This is a genomic window from Pseudomonas sp. MT92, from assembly GCF_058792515.1.
Window position 1 is genome coordinate 123,451 of record NZ_JBXAFA010000011.1, and the last position, 18,216, is coordinate 141,666.

Here is an 18,216-nt window from a genome sequence, read left to right on the forward strand (position 1 = left end):
TCCGGGTATTCCTGTTTATTTCCAGAATCAGCATAGACGTCGGTTTGCAAAAAAAAAGGCGATCACTTGAGTGATCGCCTTTTTTGCCTACCGGGTATGAATCAAGGCATCAGCACTTCAATCGAACCGTCGGCTGTCATGCTGACCTGGCTGGTGCCCGCTTCCACTTCCGGCGTGACCGGAGCGGCTTCCATGCTGGCAGCTTTCATCATCATCGGTGCGCGCATGTACGGTTGTGGATAGCCGTTGCTGTTGAGGTTCAGGTTGACGATCTTGTAACCCTTGCCCCCCAGTGCATCAGTGGCCAGTTGGGCGCGGGCCTTGAACGCGGTTACGGCGTCCTTGAGCAGGGCGTCTTCACTGGCTTTGCGGGTCGGCGTGGCAATGGCGAAGTCCATGCCGCCCATCTTCAGGTCGGTGAGCAGTTCGCCGGTGAGTTTCGACAGTGCGGCGAAGTCCGGGCTTTCCAGGTGCAGCTCGGCGCGTTCACGCCAGCCAGTGATTTTTTGACCCTTGGTGTCATAGATCGGGTAGCTGTTGCGGCTGCCCTGGCGCAAAGTGATGTCCTTGACCTGTTTGGCCTGGGCCAGCGCCTTGTTCATGGTGGTGCTGACATCGGCGGCGAGTTTGGCCGGGTCGCTGTTTTGTTCTTCGGTGTAGAGGGTCACGATCATCAGGTCGCGAGCCACTTCCTGACTGACTTCGGCGCGCAGTGAAATCTGGTTGTAATGAAGCTCGTCGGCAGCCAGGGCCGGGAGGCTGGCGATCGCGCCAATGCTCAGGGCGAGGAGGGCGGCGCTGCGGCGGAATGTGTGCATGAAAGCTCCTTGGAGGGGGCGCAGGGGTCTGTTCCGGGCCTGCGTGAAACCATCAGACTCTAGCCGCTATGATCCGGTTCGCACAGTTACAACTTCTATACAGATACACATGCCCCCTGTAGGAGCGAGCGTCACCGTTGACGACCACCGCGAGCAGGCTCGCTCCTGCATGTGGCCGTTTGCCGCACTTTTTCCTGTCAGCCCCGCGCTTGGTTATACTCCCGGCGATCCGCCTGGAGCGCTCATCAGGAGAGCTCATGCTCGCCCCCGTTCAAATTACCTCCGCAACTCGCCAGAATCTCTGGCGGCTGACGTTCATCCGCACTTTGGTGTTGGCCGCCCAGGCCGGCTCCGTGGGCCTGGCCTACTGGTTTCAATTGCTGCCGTTGCCCTGGTTCCAGCTGGCGGCGACCCTCGGTTGCTCGATGCTGTTGTGTGCGTTCACGGCGATTCGCCTGCGCACGTCATGGCCGGTGACAGAACTCGAATACGCCTTGCAACTGGCCTGCGACCTGTTTATCCACAGTGCCTTGCTGTACTTTTCGGGCGGCTCGACCAACCCGTTTGTGTCTTATTACCTGGTGCCACTGACCATCGCGGCCGTGACATTGCCGTGGCGTTATTCGGTGATCCTGTCCGGTATCGCGTTGACGATGTACACCCTGTTGCTGGCGCGCTTTTATCCGTTGCAGACCTTCCCGATCGCTCGGGAAAACCTGCAGGTTTACGGGATGTGGCTGAGTTTTGCGCTCGCCGCGGCGGTCATCACCTTCTTCGCCGCGCGCATGGCCGAAGAGTTGCGCCGTCAGGAAGAACTGCGCGCCATTCGCCGCGAAGAAGGACTGCGCGACCAGCAATTGCTGGCCGTGGCCACCCAGGCGGCCGGCGCTGCTCATGAACTGGGTACGCCACTGGCGACCATGAGCGTGTTGCTCAAGGAAATGCGCCAGGATCACCACGACCCGATGCTGCAGGACGACCTGAGCGTGCTGCAGGATCAGGTCAAGCTGTGCAAAGAGACCTTGCAACAACTGGTGCGCGCCGCCGAAGCCAATCGCCGCCTGGCCGTGGAGATGCAGGACGTCACCGACTGGCTCGATGAGGCATTGAACCGCTGGCACTTGATGCGCCCGGAAGCCAGCTATCGCTTCCAGCGCCTGGGTCAAGGCAAGGTGCCGCGCATGGCTCCACCGCCGGACCTGACCCAGGCCCTGTTGAATTTGCTGAACAACGCCGCCGATGCCTGTCCCGAGGGCCTGCAAGTGACGCTGGACTGGGATGCGGATAACCTGACGATCAGCATTCGCGACCACGGAGCTGGTGTACCGCTGGCCATCGCCGAGCAGATTGGCAAGCCATTTTTTACTACCAAGGGCAAAGGTTTCGGCCTGGGCCTGTTTTTGAGCAAGGCCAGCGTGACACGCGCCGGCGGCTCAGTGAAACTCTACAGTCATGAGGAAGGCGGCACGCTCACCGAGCTGCGCCTGCCCCGTGTCGCCCGAGGAGACCAACATGAGTGACGAAATCCAAGTCGAAGGCGAAGAACTGCCGCATTTGCTGCTGGTCGATGACGACGCAACATTTACCCGCGTCATGGCCCGTGCGATGGCTCGCCGTGGTTTTCGCGTCAGTACCGCCGGCTCCGCCGAAGAAGGCCTGGCGATGGCCCAGGCCGATCTGCCGGACTACGCCGCCCTGGACCTGAAAATGGACGGCGACTCGGGTCTGGTGTTGTTGCCCAAGTTGCTGGAAATGGACCCGGAAATGCGCGTGGTGATCCTCACGGGTTACTCGAGCATTGCCACCGCCGTCGAGGCGATCAAGCGCGGTGCCTGCAACTACCTGTGCAAACCGGCGGATGCCGACGACGTTCTGGCTGCGCTGCTTTCCGAGCATGCCGACCTCGACAGCCTGGTGCCGGAGAACCCGATGTCGGTCGACCGTCTGCAGTGGGAGCATATCCAGCGCGTCTTGACCGAGCACGAAGGCAACATCTCCGCCACGGCCCGCGCCCTGGGCATGCATCGCCGCACGCTGCAGCGCAAACTGCAGAAGCGCCCCGTTCGCCGCTGAACCGGCGCTGAACGAATGCGGGTAGCTCCTCGCGACAAACCGAACCGATCATCTATGATCGGTTCGTGCGTGTTTTTTTCTTTATCGAGCCTTTTCCATGAATCAGAACGCTGAATATTCTGCGGTCAACGATGCGGTGCGCGGGCAGTTTTTTCGCAAAGTATGGGCGATGACCACGCCTTACTGGCGTAGCGAAGAGAAGGGCAAGGCCTGGACGTTGCTGATCGCCGTGATTGCCCTCTCGTTGATCAGCGTCGGGATCTCGGTGTGGTTCAACACCTGGTACAAAGACTTCTATAACGCTCTGCAGAAGAAGGATGAGGCGTCGTTCTGGACGTTGATCCTGTATTTCTGCGCCATTGCCGCGGTGGCGATTATCGGTGCGGTGTACCGCCTTTACCTGACCCAGATGCTGACCATACGGTGGCGGGCCTGGCTCACCGAAAAGTATTTCGCCCGCTGGCTCAGCGACAAAAATTACTATCGGCTGGAGCAGGGCGGTTACACCGATAACCCGGACCAGCGGATATCGGAAGACCTCAACAACTTCACCTTGAACACGCTGAGCCTGGGCCTTGGGCTGATTCGCAATATCGTCAGCCTGGTGTCGTTCTCGATCATCCTGTGGGGTGTATCAGGCAGTATTGAAGTGCTCGGCTTCACCATTCCCGGCTACATGTTCTGGTGCGTGCTGGTGTATGCCGCGGTCGGCAGTTGGCTGACGCATTTGATCGGTCGTCGTTTGATCGGCCTGAACAACCAACAACAACGCTTCGAAGCCGACCTGCGTTTCTCCATGGTCCGGGTCCGTGAAAATGCGGAAAGCATTGCGTTGTACAACGGCGAGCCCAACGAAAACCGCCGCCTGAGCAGTCGTTTCGGGATGGTTTGGCATAACTTCTGGGACATCATGAAGGTGTCCAAGCGTCTGACGTTCTTCACGTCCGGTTACAGCCAGATTGCGATCATTTTTCCGTTCATGGTCGCTGCGCCGCGTTACTTCTCCGGCAAGATCGAACTCGGTGAACTGATGCAAATCAGCTCGGCTTTCGGCAACGTCCAGGAGAGTTTCAGCTGGTTTATCAGTGCGTACCAGGACCTCGCTTCCTGGCGCGCCACCTGTGATCGTTTGTTGAGCTTCCGTCAGGCCATGGTCGATAACGAAGAGCGTGTCCCGGCCATCGACGTGCAGAATCAAGGGGATGCATTGCAGGTGCACAACCTCGGCCTCGATCTGGCTGACGGTCGCCATCTGCTGACCAATGCCGAGATGACCGTGGAGGAGGGCGAGCGCGTGATGCTCAGCGGTCGCTCCGGCAGCGGCAAGTCGACCTTGCTGCGGGCGATGGGGCATCTGTGGCCGGCGGGCCACGGCAGTATCCGCCTGCCGGCGGCGCGTTACCTGTTCCTGCCGCAGAAACCCTATCTGCCGATTGGTACGTTGCGCGAGGCATTGAGTTATCCACAGGCCGGCGATACCTACCCGAACGAGCGCTACGTGCACGTACTGGAAACCTGCCGACTGCCGCACCTGGTGGCGCGCCTCGATGAAGCCAATCACTGGCAGCGTCTGCTGTCGCCAGGTGAGCAGCAGCGCCTGGCCTTCGCCCGTGCCCTGATTTATGCGCCGCAATGGTTGTACATGGACGAAGCGACGTCGGCGATGGATGAAGAGGATGAGGCTTCGCTGTATCAGGCGCTGATCGATGAGTTGCCGGGACTGAGCATCATCAGCGTCGGCCATCGCAGCAGTCTCAAGCGTTTCCATCCGCGGCACATTCGTATCGAGAATGGCCGCCTGGTGGACCAGGCCGTGACCGCCTGAACACCACATTCTCTGTAGGAGCGAGCCTGCTCGCGAGGGTGGCTAACGATAGCGCGTGCCACCTGAATACACGCGGCGCTCGCCAGTCCATCGCGAGCAGGCTCGCTCCTACACAGGGTGATGGGTGATCGTACAACCGTGTTGAGCTATGATGCGGTTTCAACCGAATTTTTCGAGACAGATGTTCACCATGGAAAACCTGAACGACACACCACGCCTCCCTCGCAAGCGCCGCAGCCTCGCGCAGGAACTGGTGACGGTGCTGTCCGAGCAGATCCGCGACGGCCACCTCAAGCGTGGTGACAAGTTGCCCACCGAGTCGGCGATCATGGATGCCCATGGCGTCAGCCGCACGGTGGTGCGCGAGGCGATTTCCCGTCTGCAGGCGGCGGGGCAGGTGGAAACCCGCCACGGTATCGGCACCTTCGTCCTCGACACCCCGAGCCCGAGCGGTTTCCGTATCGATCCGGCGACAGTGGTGACCTTGCGTGATGTGCTGGCCATCCTGGAGCTGCGCATCAGCCTGGAGGTGGAGTCCGCCGGTCTGGCCGCGCAACGCCGAACCCCAGAGCAGTTGGCGTTGATGCGCGCGGCACTGGATGCCTTGAATGAAAGCGTCTCCCACGCCGGCGATGCCGTGGCCTCGGACTTCCAGTTCCACCTGCAAATCGCCCTGTCGACCGGCAACCGCTACTTCACCGACATCATGACCCACCTGGGCACCAGCATCATTCCGCGCACCCGTCTCAATTCCGCGCGGCTGGCCCACGATGACCAGCAGCACTACATGAATCGCCTGAGCCGCGAGCACGAAGAAATCTACGATGCGATTGCTCGCCAGGATTCCGATGCGGCCCGCGCGGCCATGCGTCTGCACTTGACCAACAGCCGTGAGCGGTTGCGTCATGCCCATGAAGAGGCCGAGGCGCAGCGGGGGTAAGCAATCTATCCCTGTGTCACCCATCGTCTGAGTTACCGCTATCGCGAGCAGGCTCGCTCCCCCATTTGACTTGCGGTGAACACTATTTGTGCTCACCCAAATCCTTGTGTGCGAGCCTGTTATCGGCCACTTCCCACATCGCCAGCTTGTTTGCTCAGTCCATCAATCTTCTGACAACGTATCTCTATTGAGCCGGCGTGTGCCCCGTATTTCCTGCCCCAATAGCCGCTGAACCCCCTATCTCGCCTGACTCTTGTCGAACAATTTTCACCCGCGGCGATGAAATGCAGTTGACGGTTATATTTTAAGTTGTACGATGACCTACAACTTCAGCAAAGGCTGAACGGTTTTCTCACACACAAACGTCGCTACCCAGGGTGTTCGAATAATGAATCCACAAGAACTGAAGTCCATCCTCTCTTCCGGCCTGTTGTCTTTCCCGGTCACCGATTTCAATGCCCAGGGCGATTTCCACCGCGCTGGTTACATCAAGCGTCTCGAATGGCTGGCCCCATACGGCGCCTCGGCGCTGTTCGCCGCCGGCGGCACCGGTGAGTTCTTCTCTCTGGCGGCCAGCGAATATTCGGAAATCATCAAGACGGCGGTCGACACTTGCGCCACCAGCGTGCCGATTCTGGCCGGTGTTGGCGGTTCGACCCGTCAAGCCATCGAATACGCGCAGGAAGCTGAGCGTCTGGGCGCCAAGGGCCTGTTGCTGTTGCCGCATTACCTGACCGAAGCCAGCCAGGACGGCGTTGCCGCCCACGTTGAAGCCGTGTGCAAATCGGTCAACATCGGTGTCGTGGTCTACAACCGCAATGTTTGCCGTCTGAACGCGCCGCTGCTGGAGCGTCTGGCAGAGCGCTGCCCGAACCTGATCGGCTACAAGGACGGCCTGGGTGATATCGAGTTGATGGTGTCGATCCGTCGCCGCCTCGGTGACCGTTTCAGTTACCTGGGCGGCTTGCCGACCGCCGAAGTCTACGCCGCTGCCTATAAGGCGCTGGGCGTGCCGGTCTACTCCTCGGCGGTGTTCAACTTCATCCCGAAAACCGCGATGGACTTCTACCACGCGATCGCGCGTGAAGATCACGCCACCGTTGGCAAGATCATCGACGACTTCTTCCTGCCGTACCTGGACATCCGTAACCGCAAAGCCGGTTACGCCGTGAGCATCGTCAAGGCCGGGGCAAAAATTGCCGGCTACGACGCTGGCCCCGTGCGTGCACCGCTGACCGATCTGACGGGCGAAGAGTATGAAATGCTCGCCGCGCTGATCGACAAGCAGGGCGCGCAGTAACACCTCCGGTTTAACGGGGCCGCTGAGTATTCAGCGGCCTTTTGCGTGAGATCTTTTTGTTTCGAGGGCAGTCCCGTGACAAATGCAAAGCGTTTCGACAACTACATCAACGGCGAATGGGTCGCGGCCAGCGATTACGCGACCAACATCAACCCGTCCGAGCTGAGCGATGCCATCGGTGACTACGCCAAGGCTGACCTGGCCCAAGTCCACGCCGCCATCGATGCCGCCCGTGCCGCGTTTCCGGCGTGGTCCACGTCCGGCATTCAGGCGCGTCACGATTCCCTGGATAAAGTCGGCACTGAAATTCTCGCCCGTCGCGAAGAGCTCGGCACGTTGTTGGCTCGGGAAGAGGGCAAGACCCTGCCCGAAGCCATTGGCGAAGTGACACGCGCCGGCAACATTTTCAAGTTCTTCGCCGGTGAATGCCTGCGCCTGTCCGGCGACTACCTGCCTTCGGTGCGCCCGGGCGTCAACGTTGAAGTCACTCGCGAAGCACTGGGTGTGGTCGGTCTGATCACCCCGTGGAACTTCCCGATTGCCATCCCGTCGTGGAAAATCGCCCCGGCCTTGGCCTACGGCAACTGCGTCGTGCTCAAGCCGGCGGACCTGGTGCCAGGTTGCGCCTGGGCCCTGGCGGAAATCATCTCCCGCGCAGGCTTCCCGGCTGGCGTGTTCAACCTGGTGATGGGCAGCGGTCGCGTGGTGGGTGATGCACTGGTCCACAGCCCGAAAGTCGATGGCATCAGCTTCACCGGCTCCGTGGGTGTCGGTCGCCAGATCGCCGTCAGCTGCGTGTCGCGCCAGGCCAAGGTCCAGCTGGAAATGGGCGGCAAGAACCCGCAGATCATTCTCGACGACGCTGACCTCAAGCAAGCGGTCGAGCTGTCGGTGCAGAGCGCGTTCTACTCCACCGGTCAGCGTTGCACCGCGTCGAGCCGCTTCATCGTCACCGCCGGCATCCACGACAAGTTTGTCGAAGCCATGGCCGAGCGCATGAAGTCGATCAAGGTCGGCCATGCGTTGAAAGCGGGCACTGATATCGGTCCGGTGGTTTCGCAAGCCCAGCTTGAACAGGACATGAAGTACATCGACATCGGCCAGTCCGAAGGTGCGCGTCTGGTCAGCGGCGGTGGTTTGGTGACCTGTGACACTGAGGGTTACTACCTCGCGCCGACGCTGTTTGCCGACAGCGAAGCGGCGATGCGCATCAGCCGTGAAGAGATCTTCGGCCCGGTGGCCAACGTGGTTCGCGTCGCGGATTACGAAGCGGCATTGGCCATGGCCAACGACACCGAGTTCGGTCTGTCGGCGGGCATCGCCACGACGTCGTTGAAGTACGCCAACCACTTCAAGCGCCACTCCCAGGCAGGGATGGTGATGGTCAACCTGCCGACCGCTGGCGTGGATTACCACGTTCCGTTCGGCGGGCGTAAAGGTTCATCCTATGGCTCCCGCGAGCAAGGCCGCTATGCGCAAGAGTTCTACACGGTCGTGAAGACCAGTTACATCGGCTCGTAAGGCAATACCCCCTGTAGGAGCGAGCCCTGCTCGCGATGGTCTTGAAGTCGCCACAGTCAACCTGATGCCCCGCGTCATCGTTGACCACCATCGCGAGCAGGCTCGCTCCTACAGGGGCCGCACCCGTTTCACCCGCGCATAAAAATAATCAGTGGGAGTACATCTACATGCAATCGACCAAGCCGACTCACGTCCGCTATTTGATCCTGCTCATGCTGTTCCTGGTGACCACGATCAACTACGCCGACCGGGCTACCATCGCCATTGCCGGCTCCAGCCTGCAAAAAGACCTCGGCATCGACGCGGTCACCCTTGGCTATATCTTCTCTGCATTCGGTTGGGCCTACGTGGCCGGGCAAATTCCCGGGGGCTGGCTGCTGGACCGTTTCGGCTCGAAAAAAATCTATGCATTGAGCATCTTCACCTGGTCGCTGTTCACCGTCCTGCAGGGTTATGTCGGTGAGTTCGGCATGTCCACGGCGATTGTCGCGCTGTTCATGCTGCGCTTCCTGGTGGGCCTGGCCGAAGCGCCGTCCTTCCCCGGCAACGCGCGCATCGTGGCGGCCTGGTTCCCGACCGCTGAACGCGGTACTGCATCGGCGATCTTCAACTCCGCGCAATACTTCGCCACGGTGCTGTTCGCGCCGCTCATGGGCTGGATCGTCTACACCTTTGGCTGGCAGCACGTGTTTGTCGTGATGGGTAGCATCGGCATCGTGTTCTCGCTGATCTGGCTGAAAGTTATCCACAGCCCGCGTCAGCACCCGATGATCAATGACGCTGAGTTCAAGCACATCGCCGAGAACGGCGGCATGGTCGACATGGACCAGGACAAAGGCAAGGGCAAAAAGGTCGACGGGCCAAAGTGGGACTACATTCGCCAGCTGTTGACCAACCGCATGATGCTCGGCGTCTACCTCGGTCAATACTGCATCAACGGCATCACTTACTTCTTCCTGACCTGGTTCCCGGTGTACCTGGTGCAAGAGCGCGGCATGACCATCCTCAAGGCCGGTTTCATTGCCTCGTTGCCAGCGATCTGCGGCTTCATCGGCGGTGTGCTCGGCGGGGTGATTTCCGACTACCTGCTGCGCAAGGGGCATTCCCTGACGTTCGCCCGCAAGGCGCCGATCATTGCCGGCCTGCTGGTTTCCAGCAGCATCGTGGCGTGTAACTACGTCGATATCGAATGGATGGTCGTGGGCTTCATGGCGCTGGCGTTCTTCGGTAAGGGCGTGGGCGCGCTTGGCTGGGCGGTGGTCTCCGATACTTCGCCTAAACAGATCGCCGGTTTGAGCGGTGGCCTGTTCAACATGTTTGGCAACCTCGCCTCGATCACCACCCCGATCGTGATCGGTTACATCATCAGCTCCACCGGATCGTTCAAGTGGGCGCTGGTGTTTGTCGGTTGCAACGCACTGGTCGCGGTGTTCAGCTATCTGGTCATCGTCGGTCCGATCAAACGCGTTGTGCTTAAAGAACCACCAATGGGCGGTCCTGAAATGAATAACAAATTGTCTCAAGCGCATTCCTGAGGAGCGGCGTCATGCAGTTGATTGAACATTCCGACTCGCCGCGCTACATCCGCCTGCACGAGCGGGACAATGTGGTGATCGTGGTCAACGATCAGGGCGTACCGGCCGGCACCGAGTTTGCCGATGGCCTGGTCACCGTGGATTTCGTGCCACAAAGTCACAAGGTCACCCTGGAGGACATCCCCGAGGGCGGACAGGTGATTCGTTACGGCCAGACCATTGGCTACGCCTTGCAGCCGATCCCGCGTGGCAGTTGGGTCAAGGAGGACCAATTGCGCATGCCCACCGCGCCACCGCTGGACAGCCTGCCGCTGTCCACCGAAGTGCCGGCCGCGCAAGCCCCGCTGGAAGGCTATACCTTCGAGGGTTATCGCAACGCCGACGGCACGGTTGGCACGCGTAACATTCTCGGCATCACGACCACGGTGCAGTGCGTTACCGGCGTGCTGGACCATGCGGTCAAGCGCATCAAGGACGAGTTGCTGCCCAAGTACCCGAACGTCGATGACGTGGTGGCGCTGACCCACAGTTACGGCTGCGGCGTGGCGATCACCGCCACCGATGCCTACATCCCGATTCGCACCGTGCGCAATCTGGCGCGCAACCCGAACCTGGGTGGCGAGGCGCTGGTGATCAGCCTGGGCTGCGAGAAATTGCAGGCCGGACAAGTGATGCACGAGAACGACAGCTCGGTGGATTTGAGCGAGCCCTGGTTGTATCGCCTGCAGGACTCCAGTCACGGTTTTACCGAGATGATCGAACAGATCATGGCGCTGGCCGAAACCCGTTTAAAGAAGCTCGACCAGCGCCGTCGGGAAACCGTGCCGGCGTCCGAGCTGATCCTGGGCATGCAATGCGGTGGCAGTGATGCGTTCTCCGGGATCACCGCTAACCCGGCCCTGGGCTACGCCTCGGACTTGCTGTTGCGTGCGGGTGCGACGGTGATGTTCTCCGAAGTGACGGAAGTGCGCGACGCGATTTACCTGCTGACTTCGCGCGCGCAAACCAGGGAAGTCGCTCAGGAGCTGGTGCGGGAAATGGACTGGTATGACCGTTACCTGGCCAAAGGGGAAGCCGATCGCAGCGCCAACACCACGCCGGGCAACAAGAAGGGCGGGCTGTCGAACATTGTCGAGAAATCCCTGGGGTCGATCGTCAAGTCCGGCAGCAGCGCTATCACTGGCGTGCTCGGCCCTGGCGAGCGCTTCAAGGAAAAAGGCCTGATCTTCTGCGCAACCCCGGCCAGCGACTTTGTCTGCGGGACGTTGCAACTGGCGGCGGGGATGAACCTGCACGTGTTCACCACCGGTCGTGGCACGCCTTATGGCTTGGCCATGGCGCCTGTGGTGAAGGTATCGACCCGCACTGAGCTGGCACAACGCTGGCCAGACCTGATCGACATCGACGCGGGGCGAATCGCCACCGGACGCGCCTCCATCGAGGACCTCGGCTGGGAGTTGTTCCACTACTACCTGGACGTGGCCAGCGGCAAGAAACAGACGTGGGCGGAACGGCACAAGCTGCACAACGACATTACCCTGTTCAATCCAGCACCGATCACGTAACACCGCGTTATCGTTCTTCGCTGGCAAGCCAGCTCCCACAGGGTGCTTCTTTGTTGCTCAAATTGTGAACACTGAAGATCAATGGGGTAGCGGGCTTGCCAGCAATGGCGAACTCACAGACGCCAGCGTCCCGGGTGGCTTATCATTAGCCCCCTAACGACGCTCACCCAAGGTTATCCACGGCATGCTGGCCATTTTCCTCGAAACCCTGAACATCACCGCCCCGGTGTTCGCCATGCTGTTTCTGGGGGTGCTGCTCAAGCGCATCAATTGGATCAACGATAACTTCATCCATACTGCGTCGGCGTTGGTGTTCAACGTCAGCATGCCGGCGTTGCTGTTTCTCGGCATCCTGCATGCCGACCTGCACGCCGCGCTGCAGCCAGCGCTGCTGATTTATTTCTCCCTCGCCACCCTGGTGTGCTTTGCCATCGCTTGGGGCTGGGCGATTTTCAAGTGCCCGCGAGAAGACCGTGGGATCTACACCCAAGGCGCATTTCGCGGTAACAACGGGGTCATCGGCCTGGCGCTGGCGGCGAGCATGTACGGCGATTACGGGATTTCCCTGGGGGCGATTCTCGCGGCGCTGGTGATCCTGTTCTACAACACGCTGTCAACCATCGTGCTGGCGGTGTACAGCCCGGTGATCAAGTCCGATCCGTGGAGCATTTGCAAAAGCGTGTTCAGCAATCCGCTGATCATCAGCGTGATCGCGGCGGCACCGTTTGCCTACTTCAAGATAGGTTTGCCGGGATGGCTGGAAACCTCCGGCCAGTACCTGGCGCAGACCACCCTGCCGTTGGCATTGATCTGCATTGGCGGCACGCTGTCGCTGGTGGCGATGCGCAAGAGCGGCCCGATGGCGCTGAGTTCAAGTCTGGTGAAGATGCTCGGCCTGCCGATATTGGCGACGCTTGGCGCGTGGCTCTGGGGCTTTCGTGGCGCGGAGCTGGGGATTCTGTTCCTGTACTTCGGTAGCCCGACGGCGGCGGCCAGTTTTGTCATGGCCCGGGCAGCCAATGGCAATCATGAACTGGCGGCGGCGATCATCGTCATTACCACGTTGATGGCGGCGGTCACCACCAACGTCGGGATCTTTTTGTTGCAGTGGGGCGGGTGGATCTAGTCGCTGAAGAGGTCGTGCTCTTCAGGGGCTCATTGCGAGCAGGCTCGCTCCGACATTTGGAATGCATTCCCCTGTGGGAGCGAGCCTGCTCGCGATGTCACTCCGGCTTCTGGTAGGTATCAATCACTTCCTGCGCCGCCCGGAACGCGTCGATCGCCGCCGGCACGCCGGCATACACCGCGCAATGCAGCAGCGCTTCACGAATTTCTTCCACGGTGCAGCCATTGTTCAGCGCGCCGCGCACGTGCCCTTTCAATTCCTGCGGGCACTTCAGCGCTGTCAGGGCGGCGAGGGTGATCAGGCTGCGGGTTTTAAGCGGCAAGCCTTCGCGGCTCCAGACGCTGCCCCAGGCGTGTTCGTTGACGAAATCCTGCAGCGGCTGGGTGAACTCGGTGGCGTTGCCCAGCGCGCGGTCGACGAAGGCGTCGCCCATCACTTGGCGGCGTACTTCAACGCCGGTCTTCTTGTTCTCGGTCATGGCAATTCTCTCTTGTGGTGTTGGCGATGCCAGGCACGCAGCGACGTGAACAGCAAAAACGCCACCAGCGCCGGCAGGACGAAAAACAGCATCAGGTGTTCAAGCTTGCCCGCCAATGGCATGCCGGTGGTGAACGACACCACGTGCAGACCGTAAGCCAGGTACAAACCCAGAAACAGCAAGCCCTCGGCGCGGGTCACCCGGTAGCCGGAATAGAACACCGGCAGGCACAGCGCGGCGACGCCGAGCATCACTGGCAGGTCGAAATCCAGGGCATTGGGCGATACCGACAGGGGTGTCGGCGCGACCAGTGCGGTAAAGCCCAAAACGCCCAACAGGTTGAACAGGTTGCTGCCAATGACGTTGCCCACGGCAATTTCCCGTTCACCTCGTAGCGCGGCGATCAGCGAGGTCGCGAGCTCCGGCAGGGAAGTGCCGATGGCGACGATGGTCAGGCCGATGATCCGTTCCGACAGCCCCAAATCAGTGGCGACCGCAACCGCCGCGCCCAACAATAAGTGGCCGGCGTACACCAGCATTGCCAGGCCGGAAACGATCATCATCAGGCTTTTTAACCATGGCGCTTGCACCGGGTGCTCATGAGTCGACTGCGGACGCGCCGAGTGCTTCGACTGACGCAGCAACAGGCCCAGGTACAGCAGCAGTGCAGTCAGGAGAATGACGCCATCGGCACGGGTCAGCTCTTCATTCCAGGCCAGCACGAACACCAGCAGGCTGGCGCCGATCATCAGCGGAATATCCAGGCGCACCAGTTGCCGTGAAACGCGCAGGGGGATGATCAGCGCCGACAGTCCGAGGGTCACGAGGATATTGAAAATGCTGCTGCCGATCACACTGCCGACGGCAATGTCGGCGTTATGCGCCAGTGTGGCTTGCAGGCTGATGGCCATCTGCGGTGCGCTGCTGCCGAGGGCGACGATGGTCAGGCCGATGATCAGTGGTCGCACATGCAGGCGCGCGGCCAGGCGCACGGCGGCACGTACCATCAGTTCGGCGCCGATAATCAGCAGCACCAGGCCGCTGAGCAATTCGATCACGCTGATCAGGGGTAAATCGGCTAATCCGAAGATGGTCGAGGCTCCGTTTGTCAGTCGTCGAGGGCTTGCACGCGAACCCGTGCGGTGCCGCTCTTGAGCATGCCCAGGCGTTCGGCGGCCTCATGGGACAGGTCGATCAGGCGCCCACGGGTATGCGGCCCGCGATCGTTGATGCGGACCACGCAGGATTTGTCGTTGTTCAGGTTGGTGACCTTCACCCGTGTGCCGAACGGCAGTTGGCGATGGGCGGCGGTCAGGGAATTCTTGTCGAAACGCTCGCCGCTGGCGGTGCGTTTACCCTGGTGCTTGGCGCCGTAGTACGAGGCCATGCCGGTTTTGTCGTAGCCGTGCGGGTCGACGATATCGTTACTCGCGCAACCGACGAGGAGGGAAAGGAGGGCGCAGGCGCCGAGCAGACGTTTCATTCGAAGGTTTCCCGAAACAAACTGTAGGAGTGAGCCAGCTCGCGATGGAGGGTCAGCCACATCGGGGCCAACTGACTTTCCATCGCGAGCAGGCTCGCTCCTACAAGGTTTTGAGCCAGGTTTAAAAACTGGCTCCATTTCTATCAGCCTTCGAGCTTGCTTTTCAGCAATTCGTTCACTTGTTGCGGGTTGGCCTTGCCTTTGGAGGCTTTCATGGCCTGGCCGACGAAGAAGCCGAACATCTTGCCGCGCTTGGCTTCGTCTGCCGCACGGTACTGCTCGACCTGCTCGGCGTTGGCCGCGAGCATTTCGTCCAGAACGGCCGAGATGGCGCCGGTGTCGGTCACTTGCTTCAGGCCGCGCTTGTCGATGATCTCGTCCGCGCTGCCTTCGCCGTTGGCCATGGCTTCAAACACAACCTTGGCGATCTTGCCCGAGATGGTGTTGTCCTTGATGCGCAGCAGCATGCCGCCCAGTTGCTCGGCGGAAACCGGCGACGCTTCGATGTCCAGGCCTTGTTTGTTGAGCAAGCTGCCCAACTCGACCATCACCCAGTTCGCTGCCAGTTTGGCGTCGCCGCTGATGCTGGCGACTTGCTCGAAGTAGTCCGCCTGCTCGCGGCTGGTGGCCAGCACGTTGGCGTCGTAGACCGACAGACCGAACTGCTCCTGGAAGCGCTCGCGTTTCTGTGGTGGCAATTCCGGCAGGGTGGCGCGCACGTCGTCGAGGAACGCGTTTTCAATCACGACGGGCAGCAGGTCCGGATCGGGGAAGTAACGGTAGTCGTTGGCTTCCTCTTTGCTGCGCATTGGACGGGTTTCGTCCTTGTTCGGATCGTACAGGCGAGTTTGCTGGATCACCTTGCCGCCGTCTTCGATCAGTTCGATCTGACGCTGGATTTCGCTGTTGATCGCCTTCTCGATGAAGCGGAACGAGTTGACGTTCTTGATCTCGCAGCGGGTGCCGAACTCGGCCTGGCCTTTTGGACGGATCGACACGTTGCAGTCGCAACGCAGCGAGCCCTCGGCCATGTTGCCGTCGCAGATGCCCAGGTAACGCACCAGAGCGTGGATCGCCTTGACGTAAGCCACGGCTTCCTTGGCGCTGCGCATGTCCGGCTCGGAAACGATCTCCAGCAACGGTGTGCCAGCACGGTTCAGGTCGATGCCGGTGGCACCGTTGAACTCCTCGTGCAGGCTCTTGCCGGCGTCTTCTTCCAGGTGCGCGCGGGTGATGCCGACGCGTTTGACCGTGCCGTCCTCCAGGGCGATGTCCAGGTGGCCCTTGCCGACGATCGGCAATTCCATCTGGCTGATCTGGTAGCCCTTGGGCAGGTCCGGGTAGAAGTAGTTTTTACGGGCAAATACGTTGTGCTGGCCGATCTCGGCATCAATCGCCAGACCGAACATCACCGCCATGCGCACCGCTTCCTGGTTCAGCACCGGCAGTACGCCGGGCATGCCCAGGTCGATCAGGCTGGCCTGGGTGTTTGGCTCGGAGCCGAACGTGGTGGAACTACCGGAAAAGATTTTCGACCGGGTGGTGAGCTGGGTATGAATCTCCAGCCCGATCACGACTTCCCATTGCATGTGTGTCTCCTCAGAAGCCGGTTGGGGTGCGGGTGTGCCAGTCAGTGTTGAGCTGATACTGGTGGGCAACGTTCAACAGGCGACCTTCCTGGAAGTACGGAGCGAGCAATTGCACGCCGACTGGCAGGCCATCGACAAAACCGGCAGGCATGGACAAGCCCGGCAGGCCAGCGAGGTTGGCGGTGATGGTGTAGACGTCTTCCAGGTACGCAGCGACCGGGTCGCTGTTCTTGGCGCCGAGCTTCCAGGCCGGGTTCGGCGTGGTGGGGCCGAGGATGATGTCGACCTCGTTGAAGGCCGCCATGAAGTCGTTCTTGATCAAGCGACGGATCTTCTGCGCCTTCAGGTAGTAGGCATCGTAGTAACCGGCCGACAGTGCGTAGGCGCCAACCATGATCCGGCGCTGCACTTCCGGACCGAAGCCTTCGCCGCGGGAGCGTTTGTACAGGTCTATCAGGTTGACCGGGTTTTCGCAGCGGTAGCCGAAGCGCACGCCGTCGAAACGCGACAGGTTGGAAGAGGCTTCCGCCGGGGCGATCACGTAGTACGCAGGGATCGCGTGCTGCATGTTCGGCAGGCTGATTTCCTTGATCACGGCGCCGAGCTTTTCCAGCTCCTTGACGCTGTTGTGGATCAGATCGGCGATGCGCGGGTCGAGACCGGCGCTGAAATACTCTTTAGGCACGCCAATGCGCAGGCCTTGCAGCGAGCCGTTGAGGCTGGCGCTGTAGTCCGGCACGGGCTCGTCGATGCTGGTGGAGTCGTTCGGATCGAAGCCGGCCATACCCTGCAACAAAATGGCGCAGTCTTCGGCCGTACGCGCCAACGGGCCACCCTGATCGAGGCTCGAGGCGTAGGCGATCATGCCCCAGCGCGAAACGCGACCGTACGTCGGTTTCAGACCGGTAAGGTTGGTCAATGCGGCGGGCTGACGAATGGATCCGCCCGTGTCGGTGCCGGTGGCTGCCGGCAACAGACGAGCGGCAACGGCCGCGGCCGAACCGCCGGACGAACCGCCAGGCACGTATTCCAGGTTCCACGGGTTTTTCACGGCGCCGTAGTAACTCGATTCGTTGGCCGAACCCATGGCGAATTCGTCCATGTTGGTCTTGCCCAGGGTCACGGCCCCGGCGGCGGCCAGCTTGGCGACGACGGTGGCGTCGTACGGTGCTTTAAAGTTGTCGAGCATCTTCGAGCCGCAGCTGGTGCGGATACCCTGGGTGCAGAACAGGTCTTTGTGGGCGATCGGCGCGCCGAGCAGGGCGCCGCTCTCACCGTTGGCCCGGCGGGCGTCAGCGGCTTTCGCCTGCGTGAGCGCCAGGTCCTCGGTGAGGCTGATGAAACTGTTGAGCTGTGGATCGAGCTGGGCGATACGCGCCAGCAGGACTTTGGTCAGCTCTTCGGAGGAAAACTTTTTATTGGCGAGTCCGCGGGCGATCTCGGCCAGAGTCAATTGATGCATTGCAGGCTCTTTCCCTTTAGTCGATGACTTTCGGAACCAGGTACAGGCCGTTTTCGACCGCTGGTGCGATGGACTGGTAAGCCTCGCGATGATTGGTCTCGGTCACGACGTCTGCACGCAGGCGCTGGCTGGCTTCCAGTGGGTGGGCGAGCGGTTCGATACCGTCGGTATTGACCGCCTGCATTTCGTCGACCAGCCCGAGAATGCTGTTGAGGGCTGAAGTGATATGTGGAAGATCGGCTTCATTGAGGCCCAGACAGGCCAGATGAGCGATTTTTTCCACGTCGGAGCGTTCAAGCGCCATTGGGATTCTCCAGTGGAAAACAGAACGGACGGCGTCCGTGTGTTAGATTGTCGGAACACTACCGCACTTCTACGGTCATAAGGCCGCGATTGTGGGGCTTGGTGCACAGAAAAGCGGCCAATTTAACATATTGGCGCCTTGCCCAAAATCCCTGTCGTTGTTAGAGTTTGCCGCACTTTTTTACCCACGCGTTGCCT

Annotated in this window: 16 protein-coding genes; 9 read left to right on the forward strand and 7 right to left on the reverse strand. The window is 60.6% G+C overall.

The features are described 5' to 3' along the window. Positions 1-101: 101 nt before the first annotated feature. A complete protein-coding gene (locus AC1Q6D_RS20720; protein WP_103404002.1) occupies positions 102-818 on the reverse strand; it encodes an SIMPL domain-containing protein in 717 nt (238 codons plus the stop codon). 257 nt (positions 819-1,075) lie between these two features. Between AC1Q6D_RS20720 and AC1Q6D_RS20725 the strand changes: the two genes are divergently transcribed. The 9 genes from AC1Q6D_RS20725 to AC1Q6D_RS20765 all read left to right on the forward strand — a co-directional run bounded on the left by AC1Q6D_RS20725 (position 1,076) and on the right by AC1Q6D_RS20765 (position 12,703). Next, positions 1,076-2,338: an ATP-binding protein gene (locus AC1Q6D_RS20725; protein WP_103404001.1), complete on the forward strand. Its 1,263-nt coding sequence runs from the start codon at positions 1,076-1,078 to the stop codon at positions 2,336-2,338. Continuing rightward, positions 2,331-2,891 carry a response regulator transcription factor gene (locus AC1Q6D_RS20730; RefSeq protein WP_047537624.1) on the forward strand — a complete coding sequence of 187 codons (561 nt, stop codon included), beginning with the start codon at positions 2,331-2,333 and terminating at the stop codon, positions 2,889-2,891. Before AC1Q6D_RS20725 ends, AC1Q6D_RS20730 begins: the two co-directional genes overlap by 8 nt. Before the next feature lie 97 nt (positions 2,892-2,988). Then, entirely contained in the window at positions 2,989-4,716 is a 1,728-nt protein-coding gene (locus tag AC1Q6D_RS20735; RefSeq protein WP_103404000.1) for an ABC transporter ATP-binding protein/permease, read from the forward strand. A 190-nt stretch (positions 4,717-4,906) separates the two neighbouring features. After that, a complete protein-coding gene (locus tag AC1Q6D_RS20740; protein WP_177329342.1) occupies positions 4,907-5,656 on the forward strand; it encodes a FadR/GntR family transcriptional regulator in 750 nt (249 codons plus the stop codon). A gap of 388 nt (positions 5,657-6,044) precedes the next feature. Continuing rightward, positions 6,045-6,956 (forward strand): 5-dehydro-4-deoxyglucarate dehydratase, encoded by a 912-nt coding sequence (kdgD, locus tag AC1Q6D_RS20745; RefSeq protein WP_103403999.1) that lies wholly within the window; start codon positions 6,045-6,047, stop codon positions 6,954-6,956. Between the two features lie 75 nt (positions 6,957-7,031). Continuing rightward, entirely contained in the window at positions 7,032-8,477 is a 1,446-nt protein-coding gene (locus tag AC1Q6D_RS20750; protein ID WP_103403998.1) for an aldehyde dehydrogenase family protein, read from the forward strand. A gap of 167 nt (positions 8,478-8,644) precedes the next feature. Further along, positions 8,645-10,012, forward strand: coding sequence for an MFS transporter (locus AC1Q6D_RS20755; RefSeq protein WP_090467150.1), 1,368 nt, complete (start codon positions 8,645-8,647; stop codon positions 10,010-10,012). An 11-nt stretch (positions 10,013-10,023) separates the two neighbouring features. Beyond that, positions 10,024-11,577, forward strand: coding sequence for a galactarate dehydratase (gene garD, locus AC1Q6D_RS20760; RefSeq protein WP_103403997.1), 1,554 nt, complete (start codon positions 10,024-10,026; stop codon positions 11,575-11,577). A gap of 184 nt (positions 11,578-11,761) precedes the next feature. Beyond that, positions 11,762-12,703, forward strand: a complete 942-nt coding sequence (locus tag AC1Q6D_RS20765) for an AEC family transporter (RefSeq protein WP_103403996.1) — start codon at positions 11,762-11,764, stop codon at positions 12,701-12,703. Positions 12,704-12,800: 97 nt separating this feature from the next. Here the strand turns inward: AC1Q6D_RS20765 and AC1Q6D_RS20770 are convergent, their stop codons facing one another. The 6 genes from AC1Q6D_RS20770 to gatC form a co-directional block, all read right to left on the reverse strand. Then, entirely contained in the window at positions 12,801-13,181 is a 381-nt protein-coding gene (locus AC1Q6D_RS20770) for a carboxymuconolactone decarboxylase family protein (protein WP_047537646.1), read from the reverse strand. Next, positions 13,178-14,239 carry a calcium/sodium antiporter gene (locus tag AC1Q6D_RS20775; RefSeq protein WP_103403995.1) on the reverse strand — a complete coding sequence of 354 codons (1,062 nt, stop codon included), beginning with the start codon at positions 14,237-14,239 and terminating at the stop codon, positions 13,178-13,180. Before AC1Q6D_RS20775 ends, AC1Q6D_RS20770 begins: the two co-directional genes overlap by 4 nt. A gap of 50 nt (positions 14,240-14,289) precedes the next feature. Continuing rightward, positions 14,290-14,664, reverse strand: coding sequence for a septal ring lytic transglycosylase RlpA family protein (locus AC1Q6D_RS20780; protein ID WP_103403994.1), 375 nt, complete (start codon positions 14,662-14,664; stop codon positions 14,290-14,292). 143 nt (positions 14,665-14,807) lie between these two features. Beyond that, a complete protein-coding gene (gene gatB / locus AC1Q6D_RS20785) occupies positions 14,808-16,253 on the reverse strand; it encodes an Asp-tRNA(Asn)/Glu-tRNA(Gln) amidotransferase subunit GatB (protein WP_090467156.1) in 1,446 nt (481 codons plus the stop codon). Between the two features lie 10 nt (positions 16,254-16,263). Further along, on the reverse strand, positions 16,264-17,715 hold the full coding sequence (gene gatA, locus AC1Q6D_RS20790; protein WP_103403993.1) for an Asp-tRNA(Asn)/Glu-tRNA(Gln) amidotransferase subunit GatA: 1,452 nt from the start codon (positions 17,713-17,715) through the stop codon (positions 16,264-16,266). A gap of 16 nt (positions 17,716-17,731) precedes the next feature. Further along, positions 17,732-18,019, reverse strand: coding sequence for an Asp-tRNA(Asn)/Glu-tRNA(Gln) amidotransferase subunit GatC (gene gatC / locus AC1Q6D_RS20795; RefSeq protein WP_047537661.1), 288 nt, complete (start codon positions 18,017-18,019; stop codon positions 17,732-17,734). Positions 18,020-18,216 lie beyond the last annotated feature (197 nt).